This is a genomic window from Achromobacter deleyi, from assembly GCF_013116765.2.
Classification (GTDB): domain Bacteria; phylum Pseudomonadota; class Gammaproteobacteria; order Burkholderiales; family Burkholderiaceae_B; genus Achromobacter; species Achromobacter deleyi_A.
In genome coordinates this window covers 1,093,857-1,112,424 of sequence record NZ_CP074375.1, presented here as the reverse complement: position 1 = coordinate 1,112,424, position 18,568 = coordinate 1,093,857, and the positions used below count along the sequence as shown (strand labels likewise).

Sequence of the window (18,568 nt, the reverse complement as noted above, 5' to 3'; positions counted from 1 at the left end):
TTGATCGAATAAATAGATCAGCTTGCCGATGATAGACGCCCTGACCCTGGACCAGCTCCGCGTATTCGCCGCCGTGGCGGATACCGGCAGCTTTCGCGCCGCCGCCCGCCAGTTGTCGCGCGTGCAATCGGCGGTCAGCCACGCCATCGCCAACATGGAAGCGCAATTGGGCGTGTCGCTGTTTGACCGCAGCGGCCACCGACCGGTCATGACCCCGCAGGGCCAGGCTTTGCTGGCCAATGCCCGCGACATACTCCTGCGGGTGGACGCCATGCGCGCCCGCGCCCTGGGGCTGGGCGAAGGCGTGGAGCTGGAGCTGTCGCTGGTGGTGGACACGCTGTTCCCGATCGCGCAGGTCGGCGCCGCGCTGAACCTCATGCGCGCGACCTATCCGTCCGTGGCCACGCGCATTTCGGTGCTGCCGCTGGGCGGCCCCGTGGCGGCGCTCCTGGCGGGCAGCCATAAGCTGGGCATTCTCGCGGGCGAGCATTTCCGGCATCCCCGCATCGCGGTGGAGGCCTTGGGGTCCGTGCAGATGGTGGCGGTCGTGGGCGCCGCGCATCCGCTGGCACAAGACGCGCAGGCCCGCGCCACGCTGGCCGCGCCGGAGCTGGCGGATCATCTGCAGATCGTGCAAACCGATACCTCCACCCTGACTGAAGGCCGTGACTTCGCCGTCCTGTCGCCGCAGACCTGCCGGGTCAGCGGGCAGGACACCAAGCACGCGCTGATCCTGGCCGGCGTCGGCTGGGGCCGGCTTCCGCTGTGGCAGGTGGAACGCGACCTCGCCGAAGGCCGCCTGCTGCGCCTGCCCACCGGCAGCCTGGGCCGCGACAGCCAGGTCGCAACCGAAACCTATCTTGCGCATCGCGTCGATCAACCCCTGGGTCCGGCCGCGCGCGCGCTGGCCGCGGCGCTGCGCCAGCCCGATCAGGCCCCGGCCTTGGGCGGCTGCGCGTAGCTCACGCCCATGCCCGCCCGCACATCGTTCTGGATGCCATAGGGCGCTATCGGGTAGCGCAGCCCGTTGGCCGACAGGGCCTTCATGCCCTCGATCGCAATCGGCAGGTAGCGGGGCGGCAACGCCATCAGCATCTCTTCGTCCGGCACGCCGCCATAGCGGCGCTCGGCGAAACAGGGCAAGGACAGGCTGGGCTCGCCGGTGGCCAGCGCCCGGCCCCAGGAATCCGCACAGGCGGTCTCGCCCACCACGCTCCAGTCAAAGCGCCGGTAGTTCTTCCACTGCAAGCCGTTGATCAGAATGATCATCTGGCCGGGCGTCGCATACACCAGGCAGATATCCGGCGGATCCAGCCGGCCCGACGCCAGCGGCGACACCACCATCGCCCGATACCTGCCCGCCGGCACACAGGACAAGGCCTCCTGCCGGGCGCGCGCGTCCGCTTCCGTGGCATGCCACACGCCCACGTAGTCCTTGCCGCTTTTCCATGCTTCGTCTTGCGGGCCCAGGCCGATGACGGCGCGGCACTGCGAGCCGACCAGGTCGTCTCCGGTGATGCCCACCGTCCAGCCCAGCCGCGCCGCCATGCCCACGACCTGGTCGGTCGTATGGGTGGCCTGCGGCCGCCGCAGCCCCTTCACGCCGGCCATACCGGCTTCGTCCTCGTAGAGCTTCATGCCGATGACCGTGGTCTTCAGGCGCAGCAGCTTGTTCAGTTCGTCGACCAGCGACGCCCAGTTCAGGGGTGTGTCCTGCCTTGTCTCTTCCATATCCGTCCTTTGGACTGTTGTGCGCGGTCTGTGCCGGTTTGAGGCCGGCGCTGCCGCAATCGGCTAAGGCTACAACGAATGGCGCCCTTCCTCCCGCAGCATCGCAAACAGGGCCTGGACCGGCGCGCTGCCAGCCGCCCCGGCCGAGGCCGCCAGGCCGAACGACCGGTGCAGGGGCGCGGCCAGGCTAGCCACGCGCAGCCCCCGCCGGTTTTCAGGCAGGGTCAGCGCCGGCACCACCGTCACGCCCAGACCCTCGCGCACCAGCGCGAAAGCGCTCGTCCAGTCGCGGACGCTGGCACGCAGGTCCGTCAGCGCCAGTCCGGCGTCCGCGGCCAGGCTTTGCGCGTTGACGCTGCACCCGCCGGTGGCCAGGATGAAGGGCTGGGCCGCCAGATCCGCCAGCGCCACGCTGCCGCCCGCACGCGCCAGCGGATGCGCCGACGGCAACACCGCCATCCACTCGTCCTCTCCCAGCGGACACACCACCCGCCCGGGCGCGGCATTCAGCACCACTCCCACGTCCACGGCACGGCGATCGAAATGTCCGTAAGCCAGCGCTACCCGAACACATCCACGCCCCGCATCAAGGCGTTCGCCATCCTGGGCTGGCGCAATTGCTCCAGCCACCATTGCAGCGCCCGCCCCTCGTGGTCGCCGCGCCACGCCAGATACAGCAGGTTCGGCTCGCGCGGCGTGTCGGTGGCCTTCTCCAGCAGTTCGCCGCGCGCCAGCAAGGACGCCGCGCGATGGCGCGGCACCCAACCCACGCCCAGGCCCTCGCGTTGCGCCAGGATCTTGGCGCGCATGCTGGGCACGGCCAGGGTGGCCTGGCCGCCGACCCGGCCGTAGCCCCGCAGCGCGGCGCCGCGCGAGGTGTCGGCTACCACCACGGCGCGATGCTGCTGGATCTGGTCTTGCCGCAGCGGCGTCTTCACCTTGGCCAGCGGGTGTCGCGGGGACACGGCGAACAGCCATTCCATGACACCCAGTTCCGCCCACTGCAGGTTCGGCATGGTCTGCGGCTCGTTCGTCGCTCCTACGATCAGGTCCGCCCGGCCCTCGCGCAACGCTTCCCAGGTGCCGCCCAGCACCTCGTGCGTAAAGCGCAGGGTCACGCCCGAGTCCAGCTGGTCGAAATCCTGGATCAGCGGCGCCATCAGCTCGAATTCCAGGATCTCGTCGCTGACGATATGCAGCCGGTCCTCCCAGCCGCTGGCCACCTGCCGCACGCGCTGCGTCAGACGGGATACATCCTGCATCAGCCGCCCCGCCTCTTCCGCCAGCAGGCGGCCGGCGGGCGTCAGCTGCAGCCGGTAGCGGCGGCGGTCGAACAGCAGGGCATCGAACCGTTCCTCCAGCTGCCTGGCGGCGTGCGACACCGAGGACGGCGCCTTGCCCAGCTTGGCCGCCGCGCGCGACAGACTGCCGCTGTCGCGGATGGCCTCCAGTAACACCAGTTCATTCGGGCTCAACATGTGCAATTCCTTCGAACGTGTTCGTCCGAAAGATCGTACGACAAAGCGCCGCGCAAGGCGCACCATGACTACACCTCAAGCCCAAACCCAAGGAACCCATCATGAACCGTTTTGAACAGAAGACCGTCCTGGTCACCGGCGGCACCAGCGGCATCGGCCTGGCCGCCGCCGAAGCTTTCGCCGCCGAAGGCGCCCGCGTCATCATCACCGGGCGCGATGCCGCGGCGCTGGAAAAAACCCGCCCCACGCTGGGCGCCAACGCCCTGGCCATCCAGAACATCGCCGGCGCCCCGGGCGCCGCCGCCGCCCTGGCCGACGCGCTCAAAGCCGCCGGCGTACGCCTGGACGCCGTCTTCATCAACGCCGGCATCGCCAAGTTCGCCACGCTGTCCGAGGCCACCGAAGACCTCTGGGACCAGACCTTCAACACCAACATCAAAGGCGTGTTCTTCCAGCTTCAGGCGCTCGATCCCCTGCTGAACTCCGGCGCGTCCATCGTGCTGAACGGCTCCATCAACGCCCACATCGGCATGCCCGCGTCCTCCATCTACGCCGCCAGCAAGGCCGCGCTGATCTCGCTGGCCAAGACCTTGTCGGCCGAATTGCTGCCGCGCGGAATCCGGGTCAACGTGGTCAGCCCCGGTCCGGTTGCCACGCCGATCTACGGCAAGCTGGGCCTGGACCCCGAAAAACTGGAGAAGACCGCCGCCAGCATCCAGGCGCAGGTGCCGCTGGGCCGCTTCGGTACGCCGCAGGAAATCGCCGCCACCGTGCTGCACCTGGCCGCCCGGGAATCCGCCTTCATCGTGGGCACGGAGATCATCGTGGACGGCGGAATGAGCCAGCTGTAAAGGACGACGCCGGCCGGCAGCGCCAGGGCCTGTTGACACCAAAAGTGTGAACAGGCCCTAGAATTCCGAAATGACTTCCATCCTGCATGCCCACCCCATCGATCCCGCCATCCGCGAGCGCGTCATGGCCACCCTGCAAGACATCGAGCAGCGCCACGATGTCCGCGTGCTGCTCGCCTGCGAATCCGGCAGCCGCGGCTGGGGCTTCGCTTCGCCGGACAGTGATTACGATGTCCGCTTCCTGTACGTGCACAAGCTGGACTGGTATTTGCGCGTCGCCCCGCAGCGCGATGTGATCGAGCTTCCCATCGACGATGAGCTGGATGTCTCGGGCTGGGAACTGCGCAAGTCGCTGCAACTGCTGCGAGGCTCCAACCCCACCCTGTTCGAGTGGCTGGATTCGCCCGTCATCTATCGCCAGGACGAGGCCACCAGCGCCTGGCTGCGCCATTTCCGCACCGAGTATTTCTCCAACATCAAGGGCCGCTGGCACTACGTGGCCATGGCCGGCCGCAACTTCCGGGAATCCTTGCAGGGCGACACCGTCCGCCTGAAGAAGTACCTGTACGTCCTGCGGCCGATCCTGGCCGCGCAATGGATCGACAGCGGCCGCGGCATTCCGCCGATGCGCTTTGCCGACCTGGCCGACGCCATGATCACCGACGCCGCGCTGCGCGACGAAATCAACCAGTTGCTGGCCATCAAGATGGCGGCGGGCGAAGCCGAGCACGGGCCGCGGTTTCCGCTGATCCACGCCTACCTCGAAACCACGCTGCCCGAGCTGGAAAAGGCGCCCTTCTTCGCCCGGCCCGACGGCCAGACGGAAACGCTGGACCGCTTCCTGTACGAAGTCGTCACGGGCGCGCCGCTGACCTACTGAGTCCCCAGCCCCGCCGGTTGTCTCAGGCGCCGATCGAGCGCAGCGCGCGCTTGCAGATGCGTTCGGTTGCCGCGGCGGGCTTGCCCGCCAGCCATCTCGCGCAGACATCGCGCACCCAGTCCGGCTGGTCCTTGCTGGCGTCGTTGAGCCAATTGGCCACCGAATCCTGCACATAGGCGGCGGGGTCCGTGCGCAGCGGCTCCAGCAGCGGCAGCGCGAGCGCCGGGTCGGCCTTCAGCGCCGCGATATGCGCGCACCACACTCCGCGTGGACGCAGGGACTCGCTGGCAAAGCGCCGCACCCGCTCGGACGGGTCCTTTGTCCAGGGGCGCAAGCGCTGCACCGAGGTTTCCAGTTCAGCCGCCAGATGTGGCCGGACCGCCAGCCAGGCCCATTCGCGCACGCCGAAATGCGCGTCGTCGGCCAAGGGGCGGATCAAGTCCAGGCGCGTCTGCACCGGCAGGCCGGGCAGCGCCCCCACCATGAAGCAGGCCCAGCCGCGCACCGTATCCGAGCCGTGCGCCTGCATCCGCGCCAGCGCCGCGGGCCCCAGGCGGTCCAGCAGAATCCGGGCCGCCAGGGCCATGCGCCTGGAGATGCCGGTGGCGGCCTCCGACTGCATCAGCGCCAGGGCCTGCGCGCCCACCTCCGGCGCCGTCGCCTGCATCAGCGCGGCAAAGTCCACCGCCAGGCATTCGGTCAGCGTCGTGGCCGCCTCTCCGGCGTTCAACGCTGCCAGCCGCGCCGCGGCGATGTCCTTTACTCCGCGCCCCGCCGGCTGCCCGGCGGCCGGTGCCTTCTTGCCGCTGGCCTTGTTCATCGCCCTGCTCCCGCCAGGGATGCGCGCCCCGCATCGGTGGCGCGCCATACCCGCGCCAGCAACTCGCCCAATTGCCGCTGATCCGCGCCGCTCAGGCCCTGGAACAATGAGCCGATCCACGCGGTGTGTTCCTTGAACAGCTTCGCGGCCGCGGTCTTGCCCTTGCCGGTCAGTGTCACGGCGATCTTGCGGCGGTCTTCCTGGCCGCTCTGACGCAACACAAAGCCATCGCGCTCCAGCCCGTCGAGCAGACCCGTGATCGTCGCCCGCGTCACGCCGGCCCGCTCGGCCAGCTGATGAGGCGACAGCCCCCGGGCCTGATCATGCAGCAGGAACAGCAGCACGAACTTCCCTTCCGACAATTGCCTTGGCGCCAGCCGCGCGGCGCAATCGCGGTCGATGGCGCCGGCCAGCGCCAGCACCTGGAAGCACAGGCGGATCCCATCCGTGGCCGCCAGGCCGCGGCGCGCGGCCTCGTCCAGCAAGGCGTGGTGCTTGGGTTCCAGCATCTGCGGCATAGAGGTCATGAGGCGGCGGTCCGTGGTTGATTGATCGGCATATAGTATGGCGGCTAATCATATTGACGCAAGCTGGCACGCGGACCCGGTATCATCGGATCCGGCCCCACTCTGGATAACGTCCGCCCATGCCCGCCGACTCCCCTCGCGTGACCCTGCGCCGCCTGCACGTGGCCGACGTGCCCATGATGCTTGCCATGGAATCCGATCCCGAAGTCATGCGCCACAGCACCGGCGTGAAAGCCGCCGACGACGCGCGCCGGCAGGAACTGCTGGCATGGCTGGACCAGCCGCTGACGGACCTCGGCCACTGGGCCATCGCACTGGACGGAAAGGCGGTGGGCTGGGTCAGCCTGACGCCGCTCGAAGACACGGGCCGCATCCAGCTCGCCTACCGCCTGTGCCGCGAGGCCTGGGGACTGGGCTGCGCCACGCAGGCCGCGGCACAGCTTTGCGATTACGCCTGGCAAACACTGGACGTCCCGGAATTGATCGCGGTGGTCTGGCCCGGCAATGCGGCTTCCAGGCGAGTCCTGGAAAAACTGGGCTTCGCCTTTGCCGGCATGGAACAGCACTACGGCCGCGCCACCCAGGTCTACGCACTGCCGCGCCCCGCCGGCCGATCTGCCCTATCATCCTGACCCTTCCCTATTCATGGAACAGACCAGCATGTCCGACACCGCCAAGCCATTCGACGTTCAAGCCTTCATCGCCCAGAGCGTGGAAGGCTTGCGGGCCGCCACCTCCGCGCACTGCGCCACCTGGCACCTGGACGAAGCCGAACAATGGTCCGTGGACATGGACAGCGGCCTGATCGTCTTCCAGCTTCCCGGCGGTCTCGTCGCCACCTCGCCCGTGCAGATCATCGGCACCTCCAACAGCGAAGACGCAAGCTTCCTGTGGGGCTGGGGCCATCCGTCCGTACCCGCCGAGCTGTCCGAACACGCGCAACTGGCCCAGGCATTCGGCCAGGCGCACGGGCTGGACGCCTACACCACGCGCAAGACTCCCTGCGACGACGACAAGGCCTGGGAGTTCGTGGCGGTGGCGATGCGCCTGGGCGAAGCCAGCGGCGCCTATCGAGCGCAAGCGTCGGAAACGGCGCACGTATGGATGACGTTCGGGGAAGTGTCCTTGTCCAAATCCGAGGAACGGTAAGCGGCGTCCGGCGGCGCGGATGCGCGACGCCGGACGTTCTTGATGCAGGGCGCCGCCCTCAGCGGTACAGCACCGTCGGCAGCCACATCCCGATGGCCGGGAACATGTACAGCAGGAAGATCGCCACCACCTGGATCCCCATGAACGGCATCATGCCCAGGAAGATCTGGTTCAGGGTCACGTGCGGCGGCGACACGCCCTTCAGGTAGAAGGCCGACATGGCCACCGGCGGCGACAGGAACGCCGTCTGCAGGTTCAGCGCCACCAGCAGCCCGAAGAACAGCGGATCGATGCCGAAGGTGTTCAGCAGCGGCACGAAGATCGGCATGAAGATCACGATGATCTCGGTCCACTCCAGCGGCCAGCCCAGCAGGAAGATGATGACCTGCGCCAGCAGCAGGAACTGGATCTGCGTCAGGCCCAGCGACAGCACCCATTCCTCGATGATGCGCTGGCCGCCCAGCAGCGCAAAGGCGGCCGAGAAGATCGAAGACCCCACGAACAGCCAGCACACCATCGCGCTGGTCTTGGCGGTCAGGAACACCGATTCCCGCAGCACCGGCAGGTTCAGGCGCCGGTACGCCAGCGCCAGCAGCGCGCCGCCCATGGCGCCCATGGCGGCGGCCTCGCTGGGCGTGGCCAGCCCGAAGCCTATCGATCCCAGCACGGCGGCGATCATCACCGCCAGCGGGAAGAACGAGGCCATCAGCATCTTGAAGATTTCCAGGCGCGCCCACGTCAGCACCGCATAGAACACCGCCAGCATCGCCGCGCATATGCCCGCGAAGATCCAGAACCCGGCAGGCGCGGGGATGGCGCTGTCGGCTGCCACCGGAGCCACTGGCGCGACAGGCGCGGCGGCAGGCGGCGCCGCTGGCGTGCCCGGCGGTTCGCTCACGCCCGGCGCCGCGGCGGGTTCATTGGACGGCGGCTCGGCCAGCTCGTTCGAGGGCGGCTCGGCCAATCCGTCGGCGGGCGGCTCGCTCAGGCCCGAATCGAAGTCGCTGGCCCCCAGCCGCAGCTCGGCGGGAATCTCGTACACCACCGCCGGCCGCGTCAGCCCGTGATGCACCAGCGCCAGCATCAGCACGGTGACCGCCAGCGGCGCCAGCGCCATCGCCATGTTGCGCAGCAGGAATCCGAACGGCACCGCGCGGTTGCGCTTGCCCTTGAACATGGCGGCCAGCATGCCGGACACGGCGCGCGTATAGGGACCGGACGCCAGCGCGGCGGACTGGGGCGACAGGGGCACGCCCCGCTCTTCCATGGGCAGCGGCGGCGCCATGTCCGGACGCAGCTTGGCCACGATGATCACATAGACCATGTACAGAATGGCCAGCATGATGCCGGGAAACAGCGCCCCGGCATACAGCTGCACCACCGACACGCCCGTGGTGGCGCCGTACACGATCAGCATCACCGACGGCGGCAGCAGGATCCCCAGGCAGCCGCCGGCCGTAATGGAGCCGGCCGTCAGGCGCACGCTATAGCCGGCCTTCAGCATGGCGGGCATCGCCAGCAACCCCATCAGCGTCACCACCGCGCCGACGATCCCCGTCGCCGTCGCGAAGATCGCGCATGTCGCCAGCGTGGCCACCGCCAGGGCGCCGGGCAGACGCGCCAGCGCCAGGTGCATCGACCGGAACAGCTTTTCGATCAGGTTGGCGCGCTCGACCAGATAGCCCATGAACACGAACAGCGGAATCGAGATCAGCGAATCGTTCGTCATGGTGGCGTACGTGCGCTGCACCATCAAATCCAGCGTCTGCCCGATCGAACGGCCCGGATCCGAGCTCTGCATGTAGTACGCCAGGAACGTGAACAGCACCCCCATGCCCATCAGCGTGAACGCCGTCGGAAACCCCAGCATGATGGCGACGACGATCAGCGCCAGCATCAACAGGCCGATATGGCCGGTGGTGAGGTGATCCCACGGCGTCAGGAACGCGATCATCAGCACCACGATCGCAATGCACGACAGGCCAAACCACAACGCCTTGTGGATCTTCATCGCTGGGGCTCCCCGGGATTGACGTAGCGGTCGAGCTGGGCGATGTCTTCGTCCTTCACATGCACCATCTCCTTGAGCTTGTCGACGTCCACTTCCTCGACGTCCTCTTCGCGCGACGGCCACGCGCCCTGCCGCAGGCAGAGAATGCATCGCAGCACCTCGGCCACGCCCTGCAGCAGCAGGACCGCGCCGGCGATCGGGATGAAGGCCTTGAAGGGATAGATCGGCGGCCCGTTGGCCATCAGCGACGAGTGCTCGCGGATGGCGATGGAGTAGCCGGCGTAGTACCAGCCCGCCCACACCAGCGCGATCACCCCCGGAAAGAAGAACACGATGAACAGGATCAGATCCAGCCCGCCCTGCACCCGCGGCGGCAGAAAGCCGTACAGGATGTCCCCGCGCACGTGCCCGTTCTTGGCCAGCGTGTAGGCGCCCGCCATCATGAACAGGATGCCGTAGTACATCATCTGGAGGTCGAAGGCCCAGGCGCTGGGCTGGTTCAGGATGTAGCGGGCCGCCACCTCCCAGCAAACGTGCAGCGTCAGCACCACGATCAGCCAGGCGAAGGTCTTTCCGACAAAGGTGGAGATGCGATCTATGAAGCGTACGATTCGGATCATCTGAAGTCCTGGTCTAGGGCCTGTTCACACTAGAGGGAGCCTCGCATAGGCCCTAGACGCATGGCGAGCCGCCGCGCGCCGGCAAGGCGGCGCGCGGGCACGGCGAAGGATTGCGTCAGGCCGACTTGGTGCCGCGCGAGAAGTAGTGGTTGTAGGCCATGCGGAAATTGACCGACGTATCCCCATGCCAGCGCCCCACCCGCTCGGCGAATGCGCGCTGCGAGTCCAGCACCTTCTTGAACAGGGGATTCTCGGCCGACCGCTTGGCGATCATCTCGTCCCAGATCTTCAGCTGCTGCTGCAGGATCGCATCCGGCGTCTTGTAGAACTTGACCTTGTGTTCCTGTTGCAGCTTGATGTAGTCCTGCGAATAGCGGTTCGCCGCCTTCCACGACATATCCGCGCTGGCCGCCTGGGCCGCATAGCTCAGGATGTGCTTCAGGTGTTCGGGCAAGGCGTCGTATTTCGCCTTGTTGAACAGCACCTCGAACTGCTCGGCGCTCTGGTGGAAGCTCTGCAGCATGCAGATCTTGGACACGTCCTGGAAGCCCAGCGCCAGATCCGACGACGCGTTGTTGAACTCCGCCCCGTCCAGCAGCCCGCGGTCCAGCGCCGGCACGATTTCTCCACCCGGCAGCGCGTTCACCGCCGCGCCCATCGCCGTGTACATGTCGATGGCCAGGCCCACGGTGCGGAATTTCACGCCCTTGACCTCTTCCACCTTCGTGATCGGCCGCTTGAACCACCCGAAAGGCTGCGTCGGCATCGGTCCGTACATCAGGGACACCACGTTCACGCCCATGGCCTTCTGGATCTCGACCAGCAGTTCCTTGCCGCCGCCGTACTGGTGCCAGGCCAGCAGCATGTTGGCGTCCATCCCGAAGGACGGCCCCGACCCCCACAGCGCCACTGCGGTGTTCTTCCCGTACCAATAGGCCACCACGCCGTGGCCGCCGTCCAGCGTCCCGGCCGATACCGCGTCCAGCAGGTCGAACGCCTTGACCACGGCGCCCGCCGGCAGCACTTCGATCTTCAACTGGCCGCCGGCCATCTCGTTGACCTTGGCCGCATAGTCGCGGGCGAACTCGTGGAAGATGTCGGTGGCGGGCCAGGTGCTCTGGAACCGGAAGGAGATGGGCGCGTTCTGCGCCCGGGTGACTGCGGGAAATCCAAGCGCCGCGGCTCCGGCAGCGGCGGCGCCGGAGATGAACTTGCGGCGGGGTTTTGTAACGTGTTGCATGGCTTGTTGTCTCCTGTGTGGACTACATGGACCAGCTTGTAGTTACTACTCCTGCGTGGAAGCGGGATGGAAACGCCTGCTGCGATCTTCCCGGGTTCCGGGCCGTGCGCTTGGTGCTGCCGATGCGCAACTTTGAACTGATTAGACCTTCCTGACTATCAGCTGACAATCAGCTTTTAGTCAGGAATTACCCTAGAAGGAGGACTAGTCCGTAGTCGGTAGTAAGCAGGAAACCGCGTTGCACGGCCCCTTGTCCCAGCCTTGGGAACTACACCGCCGACACCGCCGGATTCCGCCGTCACCCTGCGGACATCCGGTATTCACCGGACCTCGCGCGAGCCGCCTGCTCAGTACTGATAACGCATCGTCAGCATCGCGCTTCTGCCGGCCGCCCACGCCCCCTGGCTGTAGAAACCGATCTGGCTGTAGTACTTGCGGTCGAACAGGTTGTTGACGTTGAGCTGGGCCGACAGGCTGCGGTTAAAGCGGTAACGGGCCATGAGGTTGGTGATGGCGTAGCTGCCCTGCCCCACGCGCTCGTCGCCATTGGGCCCGCTGGCGATGGTGTAGACATTGCTTTGCCAGTTGACGCCCCCGCCTACGGTCAGGCGGTTCCAGTCCCCGGGCAGCTGGTAGGTCGTGAACACGCGAACCAGGCTGCGCGGCTGGTCGGTCTGGATGGCATTGCCGTCGCCGTCGCGCGCGGTCCAGTGCGACCAGCCCGCGGCCACGTTCCAGCCCGGCGTGACCTCGCCCGACACCTCCAGGTCGAAGCCGCGGCTGCGAGTGCCCTTCGCCGCGGTGTAGGCCTGATTGGTCGTGCCCGGCACCATCTGGCCAGGATCCACCTGCGCGACGTTGTCCTGATCGATCTGGAATACCGCGGCGCTCGCGTTCAGGCGCCCTTCCAGGAATTCGCCCTTGATGCCCGCCTCGTAGGACTTGCCTTCCAGCGGGTCGAGCCAGTTGGCGTTGCGGTCCTGGTAGCTTTGCGGGTTGAAGATGCCGGTGTAGCTGACGTAGGCCGTGTACGTGTCATTGATGTCGTACAGCAGGCCGGCATACGGCGTGAAGTCGTTCTTGTCGAATTCCGTGCGGCCTTCGCCGCCGAAGCCCACCGAGTTCGTCTTCCACGTGCTGTAGCGCCCGCCCACGATGAGCTTGAGCGGATCGGCCAGGTTCAGGCGCAGGGCGCCGTACCAGCCGGTCTGCGTGGTGGTGTAGCGACTGGCGGTGACGGCCGTGTCGCTCCAGTCGGGTTCGGGATAGGAGCCGTTCCAGTTCAGGAAGTTGCCCACGTCCGAGACCGACAGCGCCGACTTGGAGTCGAAGTCGCCTTTCTGGCGGTTGAAGCTTGCGCCCACCACGGCCTCGTGGCGGCGCCCGAACATCGTGAACGGGCCGGAAGCCTTGAGATCCAGCGCGTTCTGCTTGCGGTCGCCCAGGTACCAGGCGGGCGAGGCGCCCATGCCTTCGCCGGTTTCGCGGTCAGGCCAGCCGTACAGGTAAAGCAGCTTGGCATCCATTTCATTCTTGGAATGGGAGCCCACCGCCTGGACGCGCCATTCATTGTCGAAGCGGTGTTCCAGGCTGGCGAAGGCGCCCTGGGTCGTGCTGCCCCACGAGGTCCATTTCGCGCCGGTGTTCAGCGAACGCCGCCAATCGGTGCGGCCGCCGTCGGCATACCAGAGCGGAAAGCCGCCCCAGCTGCTGCCTTGCGGATCATTGTCCTGATAGTTGTAGCCGACGCTCATGGTGGTGCGCGCGCTCAGGTCGGCGTCGACCACGCCGTAGAACACGGTCTTGCGGTTTTGGTAGTGGTCCAGGAAGGAATGGTTGTCCTGGTAGGCGGAAACGATGCGCCCGCGCACGCTGCCGTCGGAATTGAGCGGCGTGGACAGGTCGGCCGTGGCGCGATAGGTGTCCCAGGTGCCGACGCCCGCGCTCAGGTCCGCCTTGAACTCGCGGCTGTCGGCATGCTTGCGCACCAGGTTGATGGAAGCCGACGGATTGCCGGCGCCGGTCATCAGGCCCGTGGCGCCGCGCACGACTTCCACGCGGTCATAGATGATGGGATCGACGGACGACTCGCCCGCCGCGTAGCCCACGTCGAACGCCGTGGGGACGCCGTCATACATGTAATTGCTGATGCTGAAGCCGCGCGAGTTGAAGGAGTACCGCTCGCTGTCGAAGTTCTGCACCGAGATGCCCGGCGTGCTGGCCATGACGTCGGCCAGCGAGCGCATGTCTTCGTCGTCCATGCGCTGGCGGGTCATGACGGTGACCGACTGCGGCGTCTCGCGCAACGAGAGCGACAGGCCGGTACTGGCGGCCGTGGCGCGGGGCGTATAGGAACCCGTCCCTTCCGTGGTGGTGCTGGCGGTGTCCCCCACCACTTGCACCGTGGGCAACGTAGCGACGCTGCTGTCCTGCGCCATCGCGACGCCGGAAGTCAACGCAAGAAGAACCAGACCGGACGTGCGGCGCAGCACGAAACGACGTTGGACAAAGGGGCTGCGGCCGCATGGCCGATGATTTTGCATATTGGCTTCCTACCGAATCGAAACGACAAATCGGCACGAAGTTTAAATGCAAATACTTCTCATATCCATGTGCTGTTGCATTATTGCCATAGTGATATGACCCTGTTTACACCGGCACAAACACGCCCTAGTCTGCGACGCCCGCCCAGGATTCATGGATGCCCGCCTTGCCCGAAAACGCGCGCAAGATGCAACAGGCCGCCGCGGCTTGCTTCCTACTGCCCGGCCTTGCTCTGGTCCCAGCGCTGGTCCGCAAGCTTGGGATCCGGAAACGGCAATTCAAGATTCGTCGGCGGCGTCGCCTTCCACGTTTCGCCCTCGCGATAGAAATCCATGGGCGCCTCGGACCTGCCGGCCGGCATCAGCAGCATGGTGGTGCACGACACCTGCCCCGTGTGCGGCTCGCCGGGAGCAGGCAGGCAAGTCCCGATCGCCAGCTGCGAGTTCTTGATGCCGGGCAGGTCGTCGCCCAGCAGCTTCAGCACGGCGGCGTGGGCCTCTTGGGGGGTGGGGATCGCGAGCGGCGCGGCATGCGCCGCAAAGCCGATCGCGGCCATGCCCAGGATGCCAAGTGGGGCGAGGTTCATGCGGTTCCCTGTGGATGTCCAGACCGGATAGTAACAACGCGCCGCGCATGGCCTGGCCGGTGCAAGACTTGCCACAGGGCCGGCTCAAGCCGCCGGCGCGTCCTTCCCGGGCCGGCGCACCGCCCTCACCTTGCCGCTGTCGCCGCCGCCGCAGAAGAACTGCCCTGCGCCATCGGACTCCAGGCCCGACACGCCGATGCCCGCCGGCATCTCGACGGCCTCCAGCACTTCGCCGGTGCCCGGCTCGACGCGCCTGAGTTCGCTTTCGTCTCCCTCCCAGGTGCCGTGCCAGAGTTCTCCGTCCACCCAGGTCACCCCGGTGACAAAGCGGTTGGAGGCGATCGTGCGCAGCACGCGGCCGGTGTCGGGGTCGATCTGATGGATCTTGCGCTCGCGGTACTCGCCCACCCACAGGCTTCCTTCGGCCCAGGCCATGCCGGAGGCCCGGTCTCCGCCGGGCGCGGCAATGGTGGCCAGCACCTTGCCGCTATCCGGGTCCAGCTTCTGAATGCGGCCGTCGGAGATCTGGTAAAGGTGCTTGCCGTCAAAGGCCGTGCCCGCGTTGGCGACGACCTTGAGCTGGCGGGACGTGGCGCCGCTGGCGGGGTCCAGCGCGATCAGGCTGTCTCCCACGGCAAACCAGACCTGCTTGCCGTCATAGGTGACGCCGTGGACGGCTTGAACACCGGGAAAGGGGCCGTACTCGCGAATGATCTGGGCTTGCGTTCGTTTCATGGTGGCGTCCTGTTGAGTTGGTCCGTCCATGCTAATTGCCGGGCAGGATGCCGGGGAGTAACAAGCTTGACGCGAATCCGGGCATGGGCGGCGTCATCCAGCGGCGCGCCCGGCCGTGCCCGAAGGGCTGCACCTTGCCGGCATCCGCCAGCGCATCGAGCGCGCGCTGCACCGTGCGCTGGCTCGCGCCCAGCACCAGGGCCAGGGCCGAACTGGACCAGGATTCGCCGTCCGCCAGGAACGCCAGCAGCGCGCCCTGGTCCGGATCGGCGTCGTCGGCGGGACGGGCCAGCACCGCTACCGGGCGTCCGCCCGCCGGTTTCAGCACAAAGCCGCGCTGGGTTGCGCTGACGCCGGCCAGCTTGCGGATCGCCGTGCGCAGCCGTCCGATTTCGACGCGCAGGCGCGCACGATGCGTTTCGTCGAAGTAGCGGGTGCGAAAGGCCTGCGCAATGAGCGCTTCCCTTGGCACGTCGTGGGGCCAGGCTTCGGCCAGGGCGCGCGCCAGCGCAAACAGCACCGGACGGCCGGCAAGCGCAATGGCCGCATCCGCGTCGCGCACGGCGTGGCGGCAGGCGTCCACCACTATCGTTCCAGACGCCAGCAGGGCTTCCACGTCGTCAAGCAGCAAAGGCTGCTCCGCGCCTTGCCCAAGCAACCGCGCGGCGGGCGTATTCAAGGCCTGGCATGCGCTTTGCACTTCGGCCATCAACGCGGGGATGCCGGCATGGCTGGCCGCCAGCTCGGCACGGGTGAGCGCCGCCCTTGCCGCCTTCGCGCGCTGGCGGCGCATGGCGATGCCGGCGGCGATCAATTCCTGGATGGCGCGCGACGCCCAGGGCAAGGAACCCGTGTCCAGGCTGGCCAATGAACGCTCCGCCTCGTCCAGCCGGCCGAGCAGGAGCTGGCGGCGCGCCTTCAACTGGCAGGCATGCGCGGCGTTGATGAAATCGCCATGCGCCTGCAGCGTGGCGCGCGCGGCGTCCAGCGCCTTTTCGGGCCAGCCCAGGTCGCGCGAGGCCAGCGCGATCTCCGCTTCGGCCACCACACAGCGGGCGCGGGCGGCGGCATCCTTGGGACCAAAGGCGCGCGCGGCGCCGCGCAACAGCGTCCTGGCGCAAATCAGGTCGCCCAGCTGCGCCATGGCGATGCCGCGCAAAGCGAGCGCGGCCGCGTCGCCGCGCAAGGCCACGTGGTTCAGCGCGCCCAGCGGGTCGCCCGCCGCCAGCGCGCGCGCCGCGGATGCGATCAGAAAGTCCATGGCGATTGCGTCACCTGCCGCTCCCCCCGTGCCCGGCCAGAAAACTAATCTACACCAATCAGACAGGGCCCGGGACGGGCGGAAACTCGACAGTCAGAGAAACACCCGCGTCCCGCAGGCCCACCCCTACCCCAACCGCGGCGTCATGTTGCCCTGCGATCTGCGCAACCAGCGACAAGCCGATGCCGCTGCCGCCCGCCGGGGTTCCCGCGGCGCGGTAAAAGCGGTCAAAGACGCGCTTGCGTTCCGCCGGCTCGATTCCGGGGCCATCGTCGGCCACGCGCAGGAATGCGCCGCCCCCGGCCGTCGGGCCGCAGGAAACGGCGATCTGGCCGCCGCAGGGCGTATAGCGTCCGGCATTGTCCAGCAGATTGCTCAGCAGCACGCCCAGGGCGTCGAGCCGGCCCCTGACGACGCAAGCCTGGACGTCCAGGAGGATGCGCTGCTGCTTGCGGCTGGCGCATGCCTCCCAGTCGCGCACCAGCAGGACGACCAGCGCGTCCAGTTCGATCAGTTCCGGCGCATGCTCGCTTTCGCTCAGGGCGTCCATGCGCGCCTGGTCCAGCAACTGCTCGGCGATGCGCGAGGTGCGCTGCGCGACCTGCCGCAGTTTCCCGGCGGCCTCGGCCGATTCGCCGGAACCGGCGCTGCGGGCAACCAGTTCGGCATGCGCGCTCAATGCGGCCAGGGGGGTGCGCAGTTCGTGCGCCGCGTTTTCAAGAAAGCGCCGCTCGCGGTCCATCGCGCCTTTGACGCGCAACAGCAGCTGGTTGATCGACCGGATGAACGGCCGCAACTCGCCGGGCATGCCCGCCGAGGGCAAAGGCGCCAGGTCGAACGGGCCGCGCCGTTCAATGGCCGCTCCCGCGCGGTCCACCTTGCGAAACGCCCGGCCCACCACCACGCAGGTCAGCGCGGCCAGCAGCAGGAACAGGATGGACACGATGACGAGCCCGCGCCTGAAGCTGTAAAGCGTCTTGGCGCGCAGATCGCTCTGCGACGAGGCCAATTGCACCTGCACCCGCCCGCTGGCGTCGGTGATCGAATACACGCGCCAGTTGGTGCCGCCCGCCGCGCTGTCCAGATAGCCGTCCCGGAAGTCCGGATTCAGCGGCTGGAGGGGCGATTCCGGCGATTGCAGCAGCGGCTTGCGGTCGGCCAGCGACCACACCTGGAAGGAGGCCCGGTCGCCGTTGAAGTGGCTGGACGCCGGCAAGGTGAAGCGCTCGGCCGGCGCCACGCTGCCCAGCAGACTGACAGGCAGGGACATCAGGATCTGGTTCGCCCCGTCGTGCAGTCCCTGGTCGCGCACGCCCGTCTGGGCGCGCGTCGCTTCGAACTGCTGCAAGGCAAAGACAAATATCCAGGCCAGCGACAACGCCAGCAGCAGCGTGACCGTCAACTGCTTGCGCAAGGTCTTCATTCGCCCGCCTCGATGCGGTAGCCCATGCCGTGCACCGTGGTGATCAGCTTGTCCCCCAGCTTGCGCCGCAACTGATGGATGTATACGGCCACCGTATTGCTTTCCAGGGCCGAGCTGTCCCCGTAGACGGCGGTCTCGAGCTGCTCGCGGTTGATCGTGTGGCCGATGCGTTCCATCAGCGCCAGGAGCGTCCTGTATTCATGCGCGCTCAGGCTGACCTCCACGCCGCCGCGCGTGACGCAGCGCCTGGCGGGCTCGATGGCGATGTCGCGGCACCGGAGCACCGACACGACGGTGTTGCTGCTGCGCCGGACCACCGCGCGCAGCCGGGCATGCAGCTCGTCGAGCTGGAACGGCTTGACGATGTAGTCGTCGGCGCCCGCATCCAGGCCTTGAACCCGTTCGCTCAACCTGTCGCGCGCGGTAAGGATGAGCACCGGCGTGGCGTCGTAGCGCGAGCGCAGCTGCTTCAAAACCGTCAGCCCGCTTCCGTCGGGCAGCCCCAGGTCCAGCAGCACGGCATTAAAGCCATGTTGCACCAAGGCCAATCGCGCCTCGGAGACACTGCGGACCCAATGCACGTCAATGCCCGACTGCGTCAGGCTGGTGTGCAAGGCATCGCCCAGCATGGCGTCGTCTTCAACTAGCAGGACACGCAAGAACAGCTCCAGAACACTCAACGGCGCAAAGCATGCCTGCGCCGATTTAAAGA

19 protein-coding genes are annotated in these 18,568 nt (G+C 67.4%); 5 read left to right on the top strand and 14 right to left on the bottom strand.

Annotation, left to right across the window (positions count from 1 at the left end; translation table 11 throughout):
* The first annotated feature begins 28 nt into the window (after nucleotides 1-28).
* Nucleotides 29-961 carry a LysR family transcriptional regulator gene (locus HLG70_RS05075; protein WP_171663648.1) on the top strand — a complete coding sequence of 311 codons (933 nt, stop codon included), beginning with the start codon at nucleotides 29-31 and terminating at the stop codon, nucleotides 959-961.
* On the opposite strand, the gene HLG70_RS05070 is transcribed toward HLG70_RS05075, so the two are convergent.
* The 3 genes from HLG70_RS05070 to HLG70_RS05060 form a co-directional block, all read right to left on the bottom strand.
* The gene (locus HLG70_RS05070; RefSeq protein ID WP_171663649.1) at nucleotides 931-1,731 is read right to left on the bottom strand and encodes a DUF169 domain-containing protein; all 801 of its coding nucleotides are present in this window, start codon (nucleotides 1,729-1,731) and stop codon (nucleotides 931-933) included. The two genes, HLG70_RS05075 and HLG70_RS05070, sit on opposite strands and share 31 nt — an antisense overlap.
* Nucleotides 1,732-1,800: 69 nt before the next feature.
* Nucleotides 1,801-2,259: a LysR family transcriptional regulator substrate-binding protein gene (locus HLG70_RS05065; protein WP_234103399.1), complete on the bottom strand. Its 459-nt coding sequence runs from the start codon at nucleotides 2,257-2,259 to the stop codon at nucleotides 1,801-1,803.
* Nucleotides 2,260-2,291: 32 nt separating this feature from the next.
* Complete coding sequence (locus HLG70_RS05060; RefSeq protein WP_171663650.1) at nucleotides 2,292-3,209, bottom strand: LysR substrate-binding domain-containing protein; 918 nt, start codon at nucleotides 3,207-3,209, stop codon at nucleotides 2,292-2,294.
* 101 nt (nucleotides 3,210-3,310) lie between these two features.
* Here HLG70_RS05060 and HLG70_RS05055 point away from each other — a divergent pair, with 101 nt between their 5' ends.
* Nucleotides 3,311-4,060, top strand: coding sequence for an SDR family oxidoreductase (locus HLG70_RS05055; protein ID WP_171663651.1), 750 nt, complete (start codon nucleotides 3,311-3,313; stop codon nucleotides 4,058-4,060).
* Nucleotides 4,061-4,130: 70 nt separating this feature from the next.
* Complete coding sequence (locus tag HLG70_RS05050; protein ID WP_171663652.1) at nucleotides 4,131-4,940, top strand: nucleotidyltransferase domain-containing protein; 810 nt, start codon at nucleotides 4,131-4,133, stop codon at nucleotides 4,938-4,940.
* Between the two features lie 22 nt (nucleotides 4,941-4,962).
* Here HLG70_RS05050 and HLG70_RS05045 read toward each other — a convergent pair whose 3' ends face one another.
* Both HLG70_RS05045 and HLG70_RS05040 read right to left on the bottom strand, forming a co-directional pair.
* Nucleotides 4,963-5,760, bottom strand: a complete 798-nt coding sequence (locus tag HLG70_RS05045) for a DNA alkylation repair protein (RefSeq protein ID WP_171663653.1) — start codon at nucleotides 5,758-5,760, stop codon at nucleotides 4,963-4,965.
* Nucleotides 5,757-6,287, bottom strand: a complete 531-nt coding sequence (locus tag HLG70_RS05040) for a MarR family winged helix-turn-helix transcriptional regulator (protein ID WP_234103397.1) — start codon at nucleotides 6,285-6,287, stop codon at nucleotides 5,757-5,759. The genes HLG70_RS05045 and HLG70_RS05040 overlap by 4 nt, the downstream gene beginning before the upstream one ends.
* Nucleotides 6,288-6,406: 119 nt before the next feature.
* Between HLG70_RS05040 and HLG70_RS05035 the strand changes: the two genes are divergently transcribed.
* Nucleotides 6,407-6,919: a GNAT family N-acetyltransferase gene (locus HLG70_RS05035; RefSeq protein WP_171663654.1), complete on the top strand. Its 513-nt coding sequence runs from the start codon at nucleotides 6,407-6,409 to the stop codon at nucleotides 6,917-6,919.
* A 28-nt stretch (nucleotides 6,920-6,947) separates the two neighbouring features.
* Entirely contained in the window at nucleotides 6,948-7,436 is a 489-nt protein-coding gene (locus HLG70_RS05030; protein ID WP_171663655.1) for a DUF6882 domain-containing protein, read from the top strand.
* Nucleotides 7,437-7,494: 58 nt separating this feature from the next.
* Here the strand turns inward: HLG70_RS05030 and HLG70_RS05025 are convergent, their stop codons facing one another.
* From HLG70_RS05025 to HLG70_RS04985, 9 genes are all read right to left on the bottom strand, one after another.
* Nucleotides 7,495-9,447 (bottom strand): TRAP transporter large permease, encoded by a 1,953-nt coding sequence (locus HLG70_RS05025; protein ID WP_171663656.1) that lies wholly within the window; start codon nucleotides 9,445-9,447, stop codon nucleotides 7,495-7,497.
* Nucleotides 9,444-10,067 (bottom strand): TRAP transporter small permease subunit, encoded by a 624-nt coding sequence (locus HLG70_RS05020; RefSeq protein ID WP_171663657.1) that lies wholly within the window; start codon nucleotides 10,065-10,067, stop codon nucleotides 9,444-9,446. Before HLG70_RS05020 ends, HLG70_RS05025 begins: the two co-directional genes overlap by 4 nt.
* 115 nt (nucleotides 10,068-10,182) lie before the next feature.
* Nucleotides 10,183-11,307, bottom strand: a complete 1,125-nt coding sequence (locus HLG70_RS05015) for a TRAP transporter substrate-binding protein (protein WP_171663658.1) — start codon at nucleotides 11,305-11,307, stop codon at nucleotides 10,183-10,185.
* Between the two features lie 347 nt (nucleotides 11,308-11,654).
* Nucleotides 11,655-13,850: a ferric-rhodotorulic acid/ferric-coprogen receptor FhuE gene (gene fhuE, locus HLG70_RS05010; RefSeq protein ID WP_171663659.1), complete on the bottom strand. Its 2,196-nt coding sequence runs from the start codon at nucleotides 13,848-13,850 to the stop codon at nucleotides 11,655-11,657.
* A 215-nt stretch (nucleotides 13,851-14,065) separates the two neighbouring features.
* The gene (locus HLG70_RS05005; RefSeq protein ID WP_171663660.1) at nucleotides 14,066-14,437 is read right to left on the bottom strand and encodes a hypothetical protein; all 372 of its coding nucleotides are present in this window, start codon (nucleotides 14,435-14,437) and stop codon (nucleotides 14,066-14,068) included.
* Nucleotides 14,438-14,521: 84 nt separating this feature from the next.
* Nucleotides 14,522-15,172: a Vgb family protein gene (locus HLG70_RS05000; RefSeq protein WP_171663661.1), complete on the bottom strand. Its 651-nt coding sequence runs from the start codon at nucleotides 15,170-15,172 to the stop codon at nucleotides 14,522-14,524.
* A gap of 31 nt (nucleotides 15,173-15,203) precedes the next feature.
* The gene (locus HLG70_RS04995) at nucleotides 15,204-16,433 is read right to left on the bottom strand and encodes a helix-turn-helix domain-containing protein (RefSeq protein ID WP_171663662.1); all 1,230 of its coding nucleotides are present in this window, start codon (nucleotides 16,431-16,433) and stop codon (nucleotides 15,204-15,206) included.
* Between the two features lie 58 nt (nucleotides 16,434-16,491).
* Nucleotides 16,492-17,856, bottom strand: coding sequence for an ATP-binding protein (locus tag HLG70_RS04990; RefSeq protein ID WP_171663663.1), 1,365 nt, complete (start codon nucleotides 17,854-17,856; stop codon nucleotides 16,492-16,494).
* The gene (locus tag HLG70_RS04985; RefSeq protein WP_171663664.1) at nucleotides 17,853-18,515 is read right to left on the bottom strand and encodes a response regulator transcription factor; all 663 of its coding nucleotides are present in this window, start codon (nucleotides 18,513-18,515) and stop codon (nucleotides 17,853-17,855) included. Before HLG70_RS04985 ends, HLG70_RS04990 begins: the two co-directional genes overlap by 4 nt.
* Between the last annotated feature and the right edge of the window lie 53 nt (nucleotides 18,516-18,568).